This is a genomic window from Agrococcus sp. SGAir0287 (assembly GCF_005484985.1).
Lineage (GTDB): Bacteria > Actinomycetota > Actinomycetes > Actinomycetales > Microbacteriaceae > Agrococcus.
Map to the genome: position 1 here is coordinate 1224978 of NZ_CP027942.1, position 13439 is coordinate 1238416.

The following is a 13439-nucleotide window of genomic DNA, read 5'->3' on the forward strand; positions in this document are numbered from 1 at the left end:
TCGCTACGGAAAGCAGAGCGACTCGGACGAGCGTAGCAGCCGTAGGATGGCCGCGTGACCGAGCCCGCCCACGATCCCGTCGTCTGCGACGCCGCCATCACGAGCGCCTTCGCCGTGCTCGGCAAGCGGTGGAACGGCATGCTGCTGCGCGTGCTCGGCTTCGGCACGGAGTCGTTCGCCGAGCTGCGGCGCGCGGTGCCGGGGATCAGCGACACGATGCTCGCGGATCGGCTCGCGGAGCTCGCCGCGACGGGCCTCGTCGTGCGAGTGGTCGAGCCGGGACCGCCGGTGGCCGTGCGCTACGGCCTGACCGACGCGGGGCAGCGCCTCATGCCCGTGCTCGACGATCTCGGCCGCTGGGCGTCGGAGAGCCTCGCCGTCGGCGCGCAGCCGGCCGACGCCCGCTGAGCGGGCCCGCCTCAGAACAGCGGCAGCGGCACGGCTGCGGGCGTCGCGGTCGTCGACGGCAGCTGCCGCGCGCCGGACGGGCGCGCGTTCGCCACGACGTTCGTGCCCGTGCCGTCGGCGACCCGCGTGCGCAGCAGCCCGTGCCGGCGAGCGAGCGGCGTCGTGCGCGCCCGCAGCCAGTCGCGGTAGTCGCGCCGCGCCGTGGTGCCGCCGCCGTAGATGCGCCGGTACTGCTCGAGCAGGTGCGGATGCTCGGCCTGGAGCCATCGCAGGTACCACTCGCGGGCGCCCGGCCGCAGGTGCAGGGTCGTCGTGGCAGCGCTCGTCGCGCCCGCCTCCGCGATCGCCGCGTATGCGCGCTCGAGATGCGCGCGCGTGTCGGTGAGGCCGGGGAGGATCGGCATGAGGAAGACCTCGCAGTCGAGCCCCGCCTCGCGCACGGCGCGCACCGTGGCGAGACGTGCCGCGGTGGAGGGCGTGCCGGGCTCGACGGACTGCTGCAGCGCGTCGTCGAAGATCGCGATCGACATCGCGATGGAGACCGGCACCTCGCGCGCGATCTCGGCGAGCAGCGGCAGGTCGCGACGGAGGAGGGTGCCCTTCGTCAGGATCGCGATCGCGGCGCCGTGCGCCGCGAGCGCGCGCAGGATGCCCGGCATGAGCCGGTAGCGCCCCTCGGCGCGCTGGTACGGATCCGTGTTCGTGCCCAGGTGCACCCGGTCCACGCCGTGCCGCGTCGTGCGCAGCTCGCGCTCGAGCACCTCGACGACGTTGGCCTTCACGACGATGCGGGTGTCGAAGTCGGCGCCGGCGTCGAGGTCGAGGTAGCGGTGGGTGTCGCGGGCGAAGCAGTAGACGCACGCGTGCTGGCAGCCGCGGTACGGATTGATCGTCCACGTGTCGCCCAGGACGCCGCCGCGCACGTGGTTCAGCGCGCTGCGGGCCGTGACCTCGAGGAACGCCATGCCGTCGAACCCCGGCGTCGGCCATCGCTCGAGGGTCGCGCCGCGCTCCTCGAGCCCTGGCAGCGCGTCGGCGTCGACGTGCGTCGCCTGCTGGGCCTCCCATCGCATGCCGTCATTCGAACACACGTTCGAATGACGCGCAAGTCGCCCCGTCCGTGAGCCGGGGTGCGCGACCGGGCCGCATAGGCTCGGGGCGTGCTGGGGCGTCGCTTCGAGGTGTGGGGCGTCGTCGTCGGCCTCGCCGTCGTCGCCGTCGCCGTCGCGCTCGGCGCACGAGGCGGCTGGGCCTCCGTCGCGGACGCCGCCGTCTGGATCGCCGCGCTCGTCACCGCACCCACGCTCGGGCTCGCCGGGATCGCCCACGTCGTCGCGATGCGCCGCATGCAGCGCGTGCGCCGGCACGACGTCGGGATCGGCGCCGTCGGCCTCGTGGCTCTGTGCGTCGCGCTCGCTGCCGTCGTGCTCGCCCCGGCGCAGCCCGTGCTCGCCACCGCGCTGCTGCACTGCTGCTGGCCCGTCTGGGTGCTCGGCGTCGCGTTCGCCGCGTACCTGCTGCACGTCGTCGCGTCCCGTCCGCTCGAGATGCGCTCGGCGCCGCGCACGATCGTCGTGCTCGGCGGTGCGCTGCAGGGCAGGCACGTCGGACCGCTGCTGCGGCGGCGCGTCGAGCGCGCGGCGGCGCTCTGGCATGACGCCGAGCCGGGCGTGCGCATCGTCGTCTCCGGCGGGCAGGGCCCGGACGAGCCGCGCAGCGAGGCTTCGGCCATGGCCGAGCACCTCGTGGAGGCGTGCGGCGTGCCCGCCGAGGCGATCGACCTCGAGGACCGATCGACGTCCACGCGCGAGAACCTCGCGATGACGAGGGCGCTCGGCGCCGCCGAGCCCTGGCTCGTCGTCACGAGCGAGTACCACGTGCCCCGCACGCGCACGCTGCTGCGCGCGCTCGGCATCGAGGGCGACGCGACCGAGTCGTGGTCGAGCCCCGTCTACCGGCCCGGCGCCCTCGTGCGCGAGCTCGCCGCGACCGTGCGGCCCGCGCGCGGCACGACGCTCGTCGTGGGGTTCGCGATGGTCGTCCTGACGATGGCCGGCGTCGCGCGCACGACCGGCGTCGGCGGCTGAGGCGCGACGCCCGACGCATAGGATCGTCGGGTGCCGGGCCCCATCACGCTGGCGCTCGCGATCGTGGGCGTCGTGCTCGCCGCGCGCGACCCGCGGCGACTCGCCCCCGGCATCCTCCTGACGCTCGCGGCGACCTCGCTCGTCACGACGCTCGCAGGCGACCTCGTCACGACGGTCGTCGACGTCGGCGCGCTGCTCGGCGTCGACGACCAGTCGCGCAGCCTGACGCAGGCGGCGCTGCTCGTGGGGGTGCCGGCGCTCGCGGGCCTCGTGCTCGGCGTCGTGCTCGTCGTGAACGGCGTCCTCATGCTGCTGCGCGAGCGTCGCTCGCCTGCGCACCTGCTCTCGCTCCTCCTCGGCGTCGCGGTGCTCGCGCTCTACGCGCTCGGGTGGGTCACGATCGCGGGCGGGTTCGGCGGCATCGTCGTCGTCGTCCTCCTGCTCGCTGCGCCGGCCGGCTACCTCGGCCTCGTGCTCGTCGCCTTCCTGCTCTGGTCCTGGGTCTACGCGCGCCTCGCGGCGCGCGCCCCGGTCGCCGCGGCGGTCGTCGTGCTCGGCGCGGGGCTCTTCGACGGTCGCGTGTCGCCGCTGCTCGGCGCTCGCGTGGCCCGCGGCGTCGCCCTCGCGCGGCGCGATCCGCGCACGATCCTCGTGCTCTCGGGCGGCCAGGGCGCCGACGAGCCGCGCCCCGAGGCGGTCGCGATGGCCGAGCACGCCGCGTCGCTCGGCATGGAGGAGGGGCGCATGCTGCTCGAGGACGCGTCGACGACGACCGAGGAGAACCTGCGTCTCACGCGCGCGCTCCTGCTCGAGCGCGGCATCCAGGGACCCGTGACGATCGTGACGAGCGACTACCACGCCTTCCGCGCCGCGACGCTGCTGCGACGGCTCGGCATCGCGGGGCACGCGCGCGGCGCAGCCACGGCGCGCTGCTACCTGCCGAGCGCGCTGCTGCGCGAGTACGTCGCGCTGCTGCGCGACCACCTGCGCACCCATGCCGTGATCGTCGGGCTGCTGCTCGTGCCGACGGCCCTGCTGCTCGCGCTCGTGCTCGTGCGCGCGCTGGGCCTCTGACGGCGGCGGAGGGCGTCCGCGCCTTCCGTAGACTGGACGCATCCCCTTCCGCTCCGACTGGAGTCGCATGTCCGACATCACCCGCGAGCAGGTCGAGCACCTCGCCGGCCTCTCGCGCATCGCCCTCACCGACGAGGAGATCGAGAGCCTCACGACCGAGCTCTCGGCCATCGTCGACGCCATCGCGAAGGTCTCGGAGGCCGTCGGCGACGACGTGCCCGCCACGAGCCACCCCGTGCCGCTCGCCAACGTCTCGCGACCCGACGTCGAGGGGCCGACGCTGAGCCACGCCGAGGCGTTCGCCGGAGCACCGAGCCACGACGGCGAGCGCTTCCGCGTCGCCGCGATCCTGGGGAGGAGTAGTGACGTCGCAGGCATCGGGCGACCTGACCCGCATCTCCGGCGCCGAGCTCGCAGGGCTCCTCGCCTCGGGCGAGGTCTCGAGCGTCGAGGCGACGCAGGCGCACCTCGATCGCATCGCCGCCGTCGACGGCGACGTGCACGCCTTCCTGCACGTCAACGCCGGCGCGCTCGACGACGCGCGCCGCATCGACGAGCGTCGCGCGGCGGGCGAGCCGCTCCACGAGCTCGCCGGCGCGCCCGTCGCGATCAAGGACGTCCTGTGCACGATCGGCATGCCCTCGACGTCCGGCTCGCGCATCCTCGAGGGCTGGGTGCCCCCGTACGATGCGACGCCCGTCGCGCGCCTCAAGGCCGCCGGCCTCGTGGCGCTCGGCAAGACGAACATGGACGAGTTCGCCATGGGCTCGTCGACGGAGCACTCGGCGTACGGCCCGACCCGCAACCCGTGGGACCTGAGCCGCATCCCCGGCGGCTCGGGCGGCGGATCGGCCGCCGCCGTCGCCGCCTTCGAGGCGCCCTTCGCCCTCGGCAGCGACACCGGCGGCTCGATCCGCCAGCCCGCCGCCGTGACGGGCACGGTCGGCGTCAAGCCGACCTACGGCGGCGTGAGCAGGTACGGCGCCATCGCGCTCGCCTCGAGCCTCGACCAGGTCGGCCCCGTCTCGCGCACCGTGCTCGACTCCGCGCTCGTGCACGACGTCATCGGCGGCCACGACCCGCACGACTCGACGTCGCTGCAGCGCGACTGGCCGTCGTTCGCCGCCGCGGCGCGCGAGGGTGCCGCCGCGGGCTCGCTCGCCGGGCTGAAGGTCGGCGTCATCCGCGAGCTCGACGCCGACGGCATCGCACCCGACGTCGCGCAGCGCTTCCACGAGACCGTCGCCCTCATCGAGGGCGCAGGCGGCGAGGTCGTCGAGGTGTCGATGCCGAGCGTCGAGTACGCCGTCGCCGCCTACTACCTCATCCTCCCCGCCGAGGCCTCCTCGAACCTCGCCCGCTTCGACTCCGTGCGCTTCGGCCTCCGCGTCGACGCACTCGGCGGCACGGTCGAGGACGTCATGGCAGCCTCGCGCGAGGCGGGCTTCGGCCCCGAGGTCAAGCGCCGCATCATCCTCGGCACCTACGCGCTGAGCGCCGGCTACTACGACGCCTACTACGGCTCCGCCCAGCAGGTCCGCACGCTCATCCAGCGCGACTTCGACGCCGCGTTCGCCGTCGCGGACGTGCTGGTGAGCCCCGCCGCGCCGACGACGGCCTTCCGCTTCGGCGAGAAGATCGACGACCCGCTGGCGATGTACGCGAACGACGTCACGACGATCCCCGCGAACCTCGCGGGCATCCCCGGCATGTCGATCCCCATGGGCCTCGGCGACGACGGCCTCCCCGTCGGCCTGCAGCTGCTCGCCCCGCTCTTCGAGGACGTGCGGCTCTACCGCGCGGGCGCGACGATCGAGGCGCTGCTCGCCGAGCGCTGGGGCGGCATCCTCGCCGACCAGGCTCCCGCACTCTCCACGGAGGCCGCACGATGAAGGACCGACTCATGGACTTCGACGAGGCCCTCGAGCGCTACGAGCCCGTGCTCGGCTTCGAGGTGCACGTCGAGCTCGGCACGCGCACGAAGATGTTCTCGGCGGCGCCGAACCCGGCGCATCCCGACCACCACGACGCCGCGCCGAACACGCTCATCGACCCGTTGAGCCTCGGCCTGCCCGGCAGCCTGCCGGTCGTGAACGAGCAGGCGATCCGGTACTCCATCTCGCTCGGGCTCGCGCTCGGCTGCGAGATCGCCAAGTCGAGCCGCTTCGCGCGGAAGAACTACTACTACCCGGACACCCCGAAGAACTACCAGATCTCGCAGTACGACGAGCCCATCGCGTTCGAGGGATCCGTCGAGGTGCACCTCGCCGACGGGCGGCGCTTCGACATCCCGATCGAGCGCGCGCACATGGAGGAGGACGCCGGCAAGCTCACGCACGTCGGCGGCGCCACCGGTCGCATCCAGGGCGCCGAGTACTCGCTCGTCGACTGCAACCGCGCGGGCGTGCCGCTCGTCGAGATCGTCACGAAGCCGATCGTCGGCGCCGAGCGCGACGCCCCGGAGCTCGCGCGCGCCTACGTCGCCGCCGTGCGCGACATCGTGCTGTCGCTCGGCATCTCCGAGGCGCGCATGGAGCGCGGCAACCTGCGATGCGACGCGAACGTCTCGCTGCGCCCGCGCGGCCAGGAGGCGTTCGGCACGCGGACGGAGACGAAGAACGTCAACTCGATGCGCTCCGTCGAGCGCGCCGTGCGCTACGAGATCCAGCGGCAGGCCGCGATCCTCGCCGCCGGCGGCACCATCGTCCAGGAGACGCGCCACTGGCACGAGGACACCGGCACGACGAGCCCCGGCCGCCCGAAGTCCGACGCCGACGACTACCGCTACTTCCCCGAGCCCGACTTGCTGCCGGTGCAGCCGTCGCGCGAGCTCGTCGAGGAGCTGCGCGCAGCGCTGCCCGAGCAGCCCGCGCTGCGCCGTCGCCGGCTGCAGCAGGAGTGGGGCTTCACCGACCTCGAGCTGCAGGACGTCGTGAACGCGGGGCTCCTCGACACGATCGAGGCGACCGTCGCCGCGGGCGCGACGCCCGCCGCCGCGCGCAAGTGGTGGACGGGCGAGCTCGCCCGCGTCGCCAACGAGCGCGGCGTCGACGCCGCGAGCCTCGTCTCGCCTGCGCACGTCGCCGAGCTGCAGCGACTCGTGGACGAGGGCACCCTCTCGGATCGGCTCGCACGCCAAGCGCTCGAGGGCGTCGTCGCAGGCGAGGGCAGCCCGTCCGAGGTCGCTGCGGCCCGCGGGCTGCAGGTCGTCTCGGACGAGGGAGCCCTCGTCGCGGCCGTCGACGAGGCGCTCGCCGCCCAACCCGACGTGCTCGCGAAGATCCGCGACGGCAAGGTGCAGGCCGCCGGCGCCGTGATCGGCGCGGTGATGAAGGCGATGCGCGGCCAGGCGGACGCCGCGCGCGTGCGCGAGATCGTGCTGGAGCGCGCCGCGCAGGGCTGAGGCTCATGTCCTGGGACGACGGATGGGCGCTGGCGACACGCCGAGCGCCCATCCGCGTCTCGCGGCGGATCCGAACCACCGAATCCCGCGTTCGTCAAGGCCCAGCGCTCAGGCTGCATAGCCGCCGCCAAGGTGGCACGCTCGGTGGCAGCAGGGCCCCACAGGGCCCCGTCCCCCAACGGAAGGAACGCACCAATGGGCATCATCGGTTGGATCGTGCTCGGCCTCGTGGCCGGCGCCATCGCCAAGCTGATCCTCCCCGGACGGCAGGGCGGCGGCTGGATCGTCACCCTCATCCTGGGCGTCGTCGGAGCGCTCCTCGGAGGCTTCATCGGCTCGGCCGTGTTCGGCGTGGGTCTCGAGGGCTTCTTCGACCTCTCGACGTGGCTCCTCGCCATCGGCGGCTCGATCATCGTGCTGCTGATCTACGGCCTCATCACGCGCGGCAGCAAGACGCGCGCCTGACGGCAGGCAGCGCGAAGGGGGTCGACCATCCGGTCGGCCCCCTTCGTCGCGCTGGCGGGGTGCGCGGTCAGGCGAGCGCCGCCAGCTCGTCCACCATGTCGAGGTCGCTCAGGTCGAGGCACTGCAGGTAGACGCGCTCGGCGCCCATCGCACGCACCTGCGCGAGGCGGTCGGCCGCCTCGGCGGGCGTGCCCGCGATGCCGTGCTCGCGCAGCTCGGCCGGCTCGCGGCCGATGCGCTCGGCACGACGCACGAACTCCTCCTCGGTCTGGCCGATGCACGCGACGAGCGCGACCGAGCACGTGAGGGGCGCCGTGCGCTCCGCCTCGGCGACCGCGTCCCGCACCCGCGCGAACGTCGCCTCGATCGCGTCGAGCTCAGGGAACGGGATGTTGAACTCCGTCGCGTAGCGCGCCGCGATCGCGGGGGTCCGCCTGGCGCCATGTCCACCGACGAGCACGGGCACGGGCGACTGCACCGGCTTCGGCAGCGCGGGGGAGTCGGTGAGCGCGTAGTGCTCGCCGGCGAACGAGAACGTCTCGCCGCGCGGCGTCTCCCACAGCCCCGTCACGATCGCGAGCTGCTCCTCGAGCAGGTCGAAGCGTCGCGCGGGGAAGGGGATGCCGTAGGCCGTGTGCTCCTGCTCGAACCAGCCGGTGCCGAGGCCCAGCTCGACGCGGCCGCCCGACATCGCGTCGACGTTCGCGACCTGGATCGCGAGGACGCCCGGCAGCCGGTAGGTGACGGAGGACACGAGCGTGCCCAGCCGGATGGTCGTCGTGTCGCGGGCGAGGCCCGCGAGGCTCGTCCACGCATCCGTCGGCCCGTAGCCCGGATCGCCGTCGCCCATGCGCAGGTAGTGGTCGGAGCGGAAGAAGGCGTCGAAGCCCGCGGCCTCGGCGCGCAGCGCGATCGCGAGGAGCTCGTCGTAGGAGGCGCCCTGCTGGGGCTCGGTGAAGATGCGCAGCGTCATGCGCTCGAGCCTAGGTCGATCGGTGCGGCTCGCGGGTCAGGGGGCCACGCGGCCGTACGCTGGTCCTGTGGAGTTCGGCTACTCGATCGGCTACTGGCGTCAGGGACCGCCGCCCGAGGCCCTCGAGACGATCCTCGCCGCCGAGCGGCTCGGGTTCGACTCGGTGTGGACGGCGGAGGCGTACGGCTCGGATGCCTTCACCCCGCTCGCGTGGTGGGGTGCGGGCACGTCCACCATCCGGCTCGCGACGGGCATCGCGCAGCTGTCGGCGCGCACGCCCGCGGCGACGGCGATGCAGGCGATGACGCTCGACCACCTCTCCGGCGGCCGCGTCATCCTGGGCATCGGCGCCTCGGGTCCGCAGGTCGTCGAGGGCTGGTACGGCCAGCCCTACCCGCGCCCGCTCGCCCGCACGCGCGAGTACGTCGCGATCCTCCGCGCCGTCATGGCGCGGCAGGCGCCCGTGACCGCGCCGGGTCCGCAGCTGCCGCTACCGCTCACGGGCGAGGGCACGACCGGGCTCGGCAAGCCGCTCATGTCGACCCTGCATCCCTCGCGCGAGCGCATCCCCGTCCACCTCGCCGCCGAGGGCCCCAGGAACACCGCGCTCGCCGCGGAGATCGCCGACGGCTGGCTGCCCTTCCTCCTGTCGCCCGCGCTCGACGCCGAGGCGCGGGCGAACCTCGCGGAGGGCTTCGCGCTGCGCGACCCGGCGCTGCCGGGGCCGGAGGCGTTCGAGGTCTCGCTGCCGGTGCCCGTCGTCGTCGACGACGACGTCGAGCGCGCCGCCGACCGCGTACGGCCGATGATCGCGCTCTACGTCGGCGGCATGGGCGCGAAGGGGCAGAACTTCCATCTCGACGCCGTCGCGCGCCTGGGCTACGAGGCCGAGTGCGCCGTCATCCAGGAGCGCTACCTCGCCGGCGACAAGGCGGGTGCCATCGCGGCGGTGCCCACGCGCCTCGTCGAGGAGATCGGCCTCGTCGGACCGCTGCCGAAGCTCCGCGACGACCTGCAGCGATGGGAGTCGACCGTCGTGACTCGCATGCTCGTGCAGGGCGACGTCGCCGCGCTCGAGACCGTCGCGGCGCTGCGCTCGTGAGGATGGACTGGGGCGCCTGGGGCGGCGACGTGCTGTCGGCCGAGGCGAAGGCGGCCCGTGCACCTAGGGCGCCGCGGCAGGTGCCCGCCGACCGCGACCTCGTCGTCGAGACGGGAGAGGGATTCGTCGGCGCCGTCGTCGGCATCGAGGCCGGCCACGTGCGGCTCGAGGATCGCCGCGGCAGGGTCCGCCTCTTCCCCCTCGGACTCGGATTCCTCGTCGACGGCGAGCCGATCGAGCTGACGAGGCCGCGCGCGGCCGCGACGCAGGCGCCGACGCGCACCGCCTCCGGATCGCGCGCGGTCGCCGACCATCGTGCACGGGTCGCGCTGCCGAGCCGCATCCTCGTCGAGGGCACGCACGACGCCGAGCTCGTCGAGAAGGTGTGGGGCCACGATCTGCGGGTCGAGGGCGTCGCCGTCGAGCCGCTCGGCGGCATCGACGACCTCGCCGCGCTCGTCGCCGAGCACCGGCCGAGCGCCGAGCGCCGCCTCGGCATCCTCGTCGACCATCTCGTGCCGGGATCGAAGGAGTCGCGCATCGCCGCGGAGGTCGCGCGCGGCCCGCACGCCCGCTTCGTGCGGATCGTCGGCCATCCGTTCATCGACGTGTGGCAGGCCGTGAAGCCCGCCAGGCTCGGCCTCGAGCGCTGGCCCGACGTGCCGCGCGACGAGGACTGGAAGCGCGGCACGCTGCGCAGGCTGGGCCTGCCGCACGAGGATCAGGCGGACGTCGCGCGCGGCTGGCAGCGCATCCTCTCGCGCGTGCGCGACTGGAACGACCTCGAGCCGGCCCTCCTCGGCCGCGTCGAGGAGCTCATCGACTTCGTCACGGCGCCCGCGGCCTGACCCGACGAGGCGCGCCCTGGTGGTGGTCGGGTGCATGCTGAGCACATGAGCGTGCCCGCCGCCGCAGCGACCAGCCCTCGCGCGATCCAGGCCACCTACCTCGGCTTGACGGCGTCGACGACGCTCGCGACGAGCATGATCTGGGGCATCAACACGATCTTCCTGCTCGACGCGGGACTGACGAACCTCGAGGCCTTCGCGGCGAACGCGTTCTACACGCTCGGCATGCTGCTGTTCGAGATCCCCACGGGCGTCGTCGCCGACCTGCGAGGTCGGCGACTGTCGTTCCTGCTCGGCTCCGCCGTGCTCGCCGCGTCGACGGCGCTGTACGTGCTGCTGTGGGTGTGGGAATCGCCCTTCTGGGCGTGGGCCGCGGCATCCGTGCTGCTCGGCTTCGGCTATACGTTCTTCTCGGGGGCGATGGAGGCGTGGGTCGTCGACGCGCTGCGCTCCGCCGGCTACCGCGGCGAGCTCGACGGCGTCTTCGGGCGGGCGCAGGCGGCGACGGGCGTCGCGATGCTCGCCGGCAGCGTGCTCGGCGGCGTGCTCGCGCAGCTCGTGGGGCTGTGGCTGCCGTTCGCGCTGCGCTCGGCGCTGCTGCTCGCGAGCCTCGTCGCGGCGGCCGTCTGGATGCACGATCTCGGCTTCTCGCCCGTGCGCCAGCGCGTGGGTCCCGCCATGCGCGGGCTGCTGCGCGTGTCGGTCGACGTCGGCCTGCGCGACGGCAGGCTGCGCTGGCTCATGCTCGCGGGACCGTTCATCGGCGGCTCGATGGGCTACGTCTTCTACGCCGCGCAGCCGTACCTCCTCGAGCTCTACGGCGACGAGGAGGCGTTCGCGCTCGCCGGCATCGTCGCCGCGCTCGTCGCCGCCGCCCAGATCGTCGGCGGCATGCTCGCGGCGCCGCTGCGGCGCGTGGTGCGCAGGCGCACGACGCTCATGCTCGCCGCGCTGGCGATCTCGACGGCGGCGCTCATCGTCGCAGGGCTCACGACCTCGTTCTGGATCGCCGTCGCCGCCCTCGCCGCCTGGGGCCTCGCGCTGTCGACGCTCACGCCGGTGCGGCGCGCGTACCTCAACGCGTGCATCCCCTCGCAGCAGCGTGCGACGGTGCTCTCGTTCGACTCGCTGCTGTCGAGCGTCGGCGGCCTCGTGCAGCCGGCGTTCGGGCGCGCCGCCGACCTGCAGGGCTACGGCATCACCATCGTCGCGTCGTCGGCGCTGCAGGCGCTCGCGATCCCGTTCGTCGCCCTCACGCGTCATCGGCGCGACCCGGTCGACCTCGGCGAGGGCGAGGCGGAGGCGCAGCCCGCGGCAGCCTAGGCGTGGTGCTCGGGCTCGCGATGGCTCGCCGGCTCGACCTGGATCGTCGAGTGCTCGACGTCGAAGTGGTCGGCGATGCACGACTGCACCTCGGCGAGGATCGCGGCGCCGTGACCGTCGCGGAAGCAGCCGTCGTCGACGACGACGTGCGCGGTGAGCACGGGCAGGCCCGTCGCGATCTGCGAGGCGTGCAGGTCGTGGACGGCGGCGACGTGGTCGAGGCCGAGGATGTGGTCGCGCACCGCGTCGAGATCGATCGCCTCGGGCGTCTCCTCGAGCAGGATGCGCGAGGACGCGCGCAGCAGCACGAAGGCCCTCGGGATGATGAGGCACGCGACGAGCATCGCGGCGAGCGCGTCGGCAGCCACGAAGCCCGTCGTCGCGATGACGATGGCGGAGACGATGACGGCGACCGAGCCGAGCGCGTCGTTCACGACCTCGAGGAAGGCGGCGCGCAGGTTGAGGTTCGCGTCGCGGGCCGAGACGAGGACGCCGATGGCGATGACGTTCGCCACGAGGCCGAGGATGCCGAAGACGAGCAGCGACCCGCCCTCCACCTCGGGCGGATCGAGGAGTCGTCTGGCGCCCTCGACGAGCGCGAGGACGCCGATGGCGAGCAGGATGCCCGCCTGCACGGCGGCGCTCAGCACCTCCGCGCGCGCGAAGCCCCAGGTGCGCCGCGACGTCGGCGGGCGCATGGCGAGGGTCGCCGCGACGAGCGAGAGGGCGAGCCCGCCGACGTCGGTGAGCATGTGGCCCGTGTCGACGAGCAGCGCGAGCGAGCCGGTGACGACGGCGCCGACGGCCTGCACGACGAGCACGGTCGCCGTGATGCCGAACGCGATGGCGAGGCGCCTGCGATTCGCGACCGCGCCGTGCGCGTGCCCGTGGTCGTGCCCGGCGCCCATCAGGCGGCCATCGCGTCCACCCGGGGGCTCGTCATGCGGCGATCGTACCGGCGGCACCGCGCGCGGTCAGCGCAGCGGCTCGACGACGATCGGCTCGGCGATCTTCGCCGTGCGGCCGTCGCCCGACGACCGCCCGGTGAGCCGCCTGCCGATCCACGGCAGCACATGGCGACGGTAGTACGCCGCGTCGCGCGGCCCCTCCGCGGTCGTGACGGGCACGAGGTCGCGCCACGCGGCAGGTGCCTCGTGGCCGAGCGCGGCCAGGAACGTCGTCGCGGCGCGCGCGTGCCCGGCGGCGTTGAGATGCAGGCGGTCGTCGGTCCAGAAGCGCCCGTCCTGCAGGCCCACGTCGGTCCAGTTGTCGACGAAGGGCACGTCGAGCGCATCCGCCCACCCCCGCACGGCGTCGCGCAGCGCGTCGCCGCGCCGCAGCATCACGCCGCCGCCCGCCATGACGCGCGAGGGATTGGCGCCCGAGACCATCACGGGCACGATGCCGGCGCCCAGGATGCGGTGCACGGCGTCCTCGAGTCGCGCGCTCACGCCCGCGATCGTGACGCGCGGACGCAGGATGTCGTTGCCGCCGCCGTTGATCGACAGGTGGCTGGGCCGCAGCGCGATGGCCGCATCGAGCTGCTCGTCGAGGATGGGGCCGAGGAGGCGTCCGCGCACGGCGAGGTTCGCGTACTCGATGGGGGAGCCCTGGCTCGTCGCGAGGCCGACGGCTGCGAGGTCCGCCCAGCCGCGCACGGCATCCGAGCCCGCGACGACGTCGCCGTAGCCCTCCGTGAAGGAGTCGCCGATCGCCACGAGCCTCGAGACATGCATCGCTCCAGGCTAGGCGGGCG

General features: G+C 74.0%; 13 protein-coding genes and 1 pseudogene. 10 read left to right on the plus strand and 4 right to left on the minus strand.

What is annotated here, in order from left to right:
• Positions 1-54: 54 nt before the first annotated feature.
• Entirely contained in the window at positions 55-408 is a 354-nt protein-coding gene (locus tag C1N71_RS05765; RefSeq protein ID WP_137755537.1) for a winged helix-turn-helix transcriptional regulator, read from the plus strand.
• An 11-nt stretch (positions 409-419) separates the two neighbouring features.
• On the opposite strand, the gene C1N71_RS05770 is transcribed toward C1N71_RS05765, so the two are convergent.
• Positions 420-1481 carry an Rv2578c family radical SAM protein gene (locus C1N71_RS05770; protein ID WP_137755538.1) on the minus strand — a complete coding sequence of 354 codons (1062 nt, stop codon included), beginning with the start codon at positions 1479-1481 and terminating at the stop codon, positions 420-422.
• An 87-nt stretch (positions 1482-1568) separates the two neighbouring features.
• On the opposite strand from C1N71_RS05770, the gene C1N71_RS05775 reads away from it, so the two are divergent.
• The 6 genes and pseudogenes from C1N71_RS05775 to C1N71_RS05800 all read left to right on the plus strand — a co-directional run bounded on the left by C1N71_RS05775 (position 1569) and on the right by C1N71_RS05800 (position 7437).
• The gene (locus C1N71_RS05775) at positions 1569-2495 is read left to right on the plus strand and encodes a YdcF family protein (RefSeq protein ID WP_137755539.1); all 927 of its coding nucleotides are present in this window, start codon (positions 1569-1571) and stop codon (positions 2493-2495) included.
• Between the two features lie 30 nt (positions 2496-2525).
• Positions 2526-3569, plus strand: coding sequence for a YdcF family protein (locus C1N71_RS05780; protein WP_137755540.1), 1044 nt, complete (start codon positions 2526-2528; stop codon positions 3567-3569).
• Positions 3570-3636: 67 nt separating this feature from the next.
• A pseudogene (locus tag C1N71_RS15490) lies at positions 3637-3861 on the plus strand (Asp-tRNA(Asn)/Glu-tRNA(Gln) amidotransferase subunit GatC); the annotation flags it as partial.
• A gap of 70 nt (positions 3862-3931) precedes the next feature.
• A complete protein-coding gene (gene gatA / locus C1N71_RS05790) occupies positions 3932-5461 on the plus strand; it encodes an Asp-tRNA(Asn)/Glu-tRNA(Gln) amidotransferase subunit GatA (protein ID WP_137755541.1) in 1530 nt (509 codons plus the stop codon).
• Positions 5458-6972, plus strand: coding sequence for an Asp-tRNA(Asn)/Glu-tRNA(Gln) amidotransferase subunit GatB (gene gatB, locus C1N71_RS05795; protein ID WP_137757214.1), 1515 nt, complete (start codon positions 5458-5460; stop codon positions 6970-6972). Before gatA ends, gatB begins: the two co-directional genes overlap by 4 nt.
• A gap of 195 nt (positions 6973-7167) precedes the next feature.
• Positions 7168-7437, plus strand: a complete 270-nt coding sequence (locus C1N71_RS05800) for a GlsB/YeaQ/YmgE family stress response membrane protein (RefSeq protein WP_137755542.1) — start codon at positions 7168-7170, stop codon at positions 7435-7437.
• Positions 7438-7504: 67 nt separating this feature from the next.
• On the opposite strand, the gene C1N71_RS05805 is transcribed toward C1N71_RS05800, so the two are convergent.
• On the minus strand, positions 7505-8410 hold the full coding sequence (locus tag C1N71_RS05805) for an LLM class F420-dependent oxidoreductase (RefSeq protein ID WP_137755543.1): 906 nt from the start codon (positions 8408-8410) through the stop codon (positions 7505-7507).
• Between the two features lie 67 nt (positions 8411-8477).
• On the opposite strand from C1N71_RS05805, the gene C1N71_RS05810 reads away from it, so the two are divergent.
• Genes C1N71_RS05810 through C1N71_RS05820 form a run of 3 tightly spaced genes read left to right on the plus strand, consistent with a single transcriptional unit; the run spans position 8478 to position 11683 of the window.
• Entirely contained in the window at positions 8478-9512 is a 1035-nt protein-coding gene (locus C1N71_RS05810; RefSeq protein ID WP_137755544.1) for an LLM class F420-dependent oxidoreductase, read from the plus strand.
• 2 nt (positions 9513-9514) lie between these two features.
• A complete protein-coding gene (locus tag C1N71_RS05815) occupies positions 9515-10360 on the plus strand; it encodes a DUF3097 domain-containing protein (protein WP_137755545.1) in 846 nt (281 codons plus the stop codon).
• 45 nt (positions 10361-10405) lie between these two features.
• A complete protein-coding gene (locus C1N71_RS05820; protein WP_137755546.1) occupies positions 10406-11683 on the plus strand; it encodes an MFS transporter in 1278 nt (425 codons plus the stop codon).
• On the opposite strand, the gene C1N71_RS05825 is transcribed toward C1N71_RS05820, so the two are convergent.
• Together C1N71_RS05825 and C1N71_RS05830 are read right to left on the minus strand one after the other, a co-directional pair.
• Positions 11680-12591, minus strand: coding sequence for a cation diffusion facilitator family transporter (locus C1N71_RS05825; RefSeq protein ID WP_137755547.1), 912 nt, complete (start codon positions 12589-12591; stop codon positions 11680-11682). The genes C1N71_RS05820 and C1N71_RS05825 overlap by 4 nt on opposite strands.
• A gap of 66 nt (positions 12592-12657) precedes the next feature.
• Positions 12658-13419 carry an SGNH/GDSL hydrolase family protein gene (locus C1N71_RS05830; protein ID WP_137755548.1) on the minus strand — a complete coding sequence of 254 codons (762 nt, stop codon included), beginning with the start codon at positions 13417-13419 and terminating at the stop codon, positions 12658-12660.
• Positions 13420-13439 lie beyond the last annotated feature (20 nt).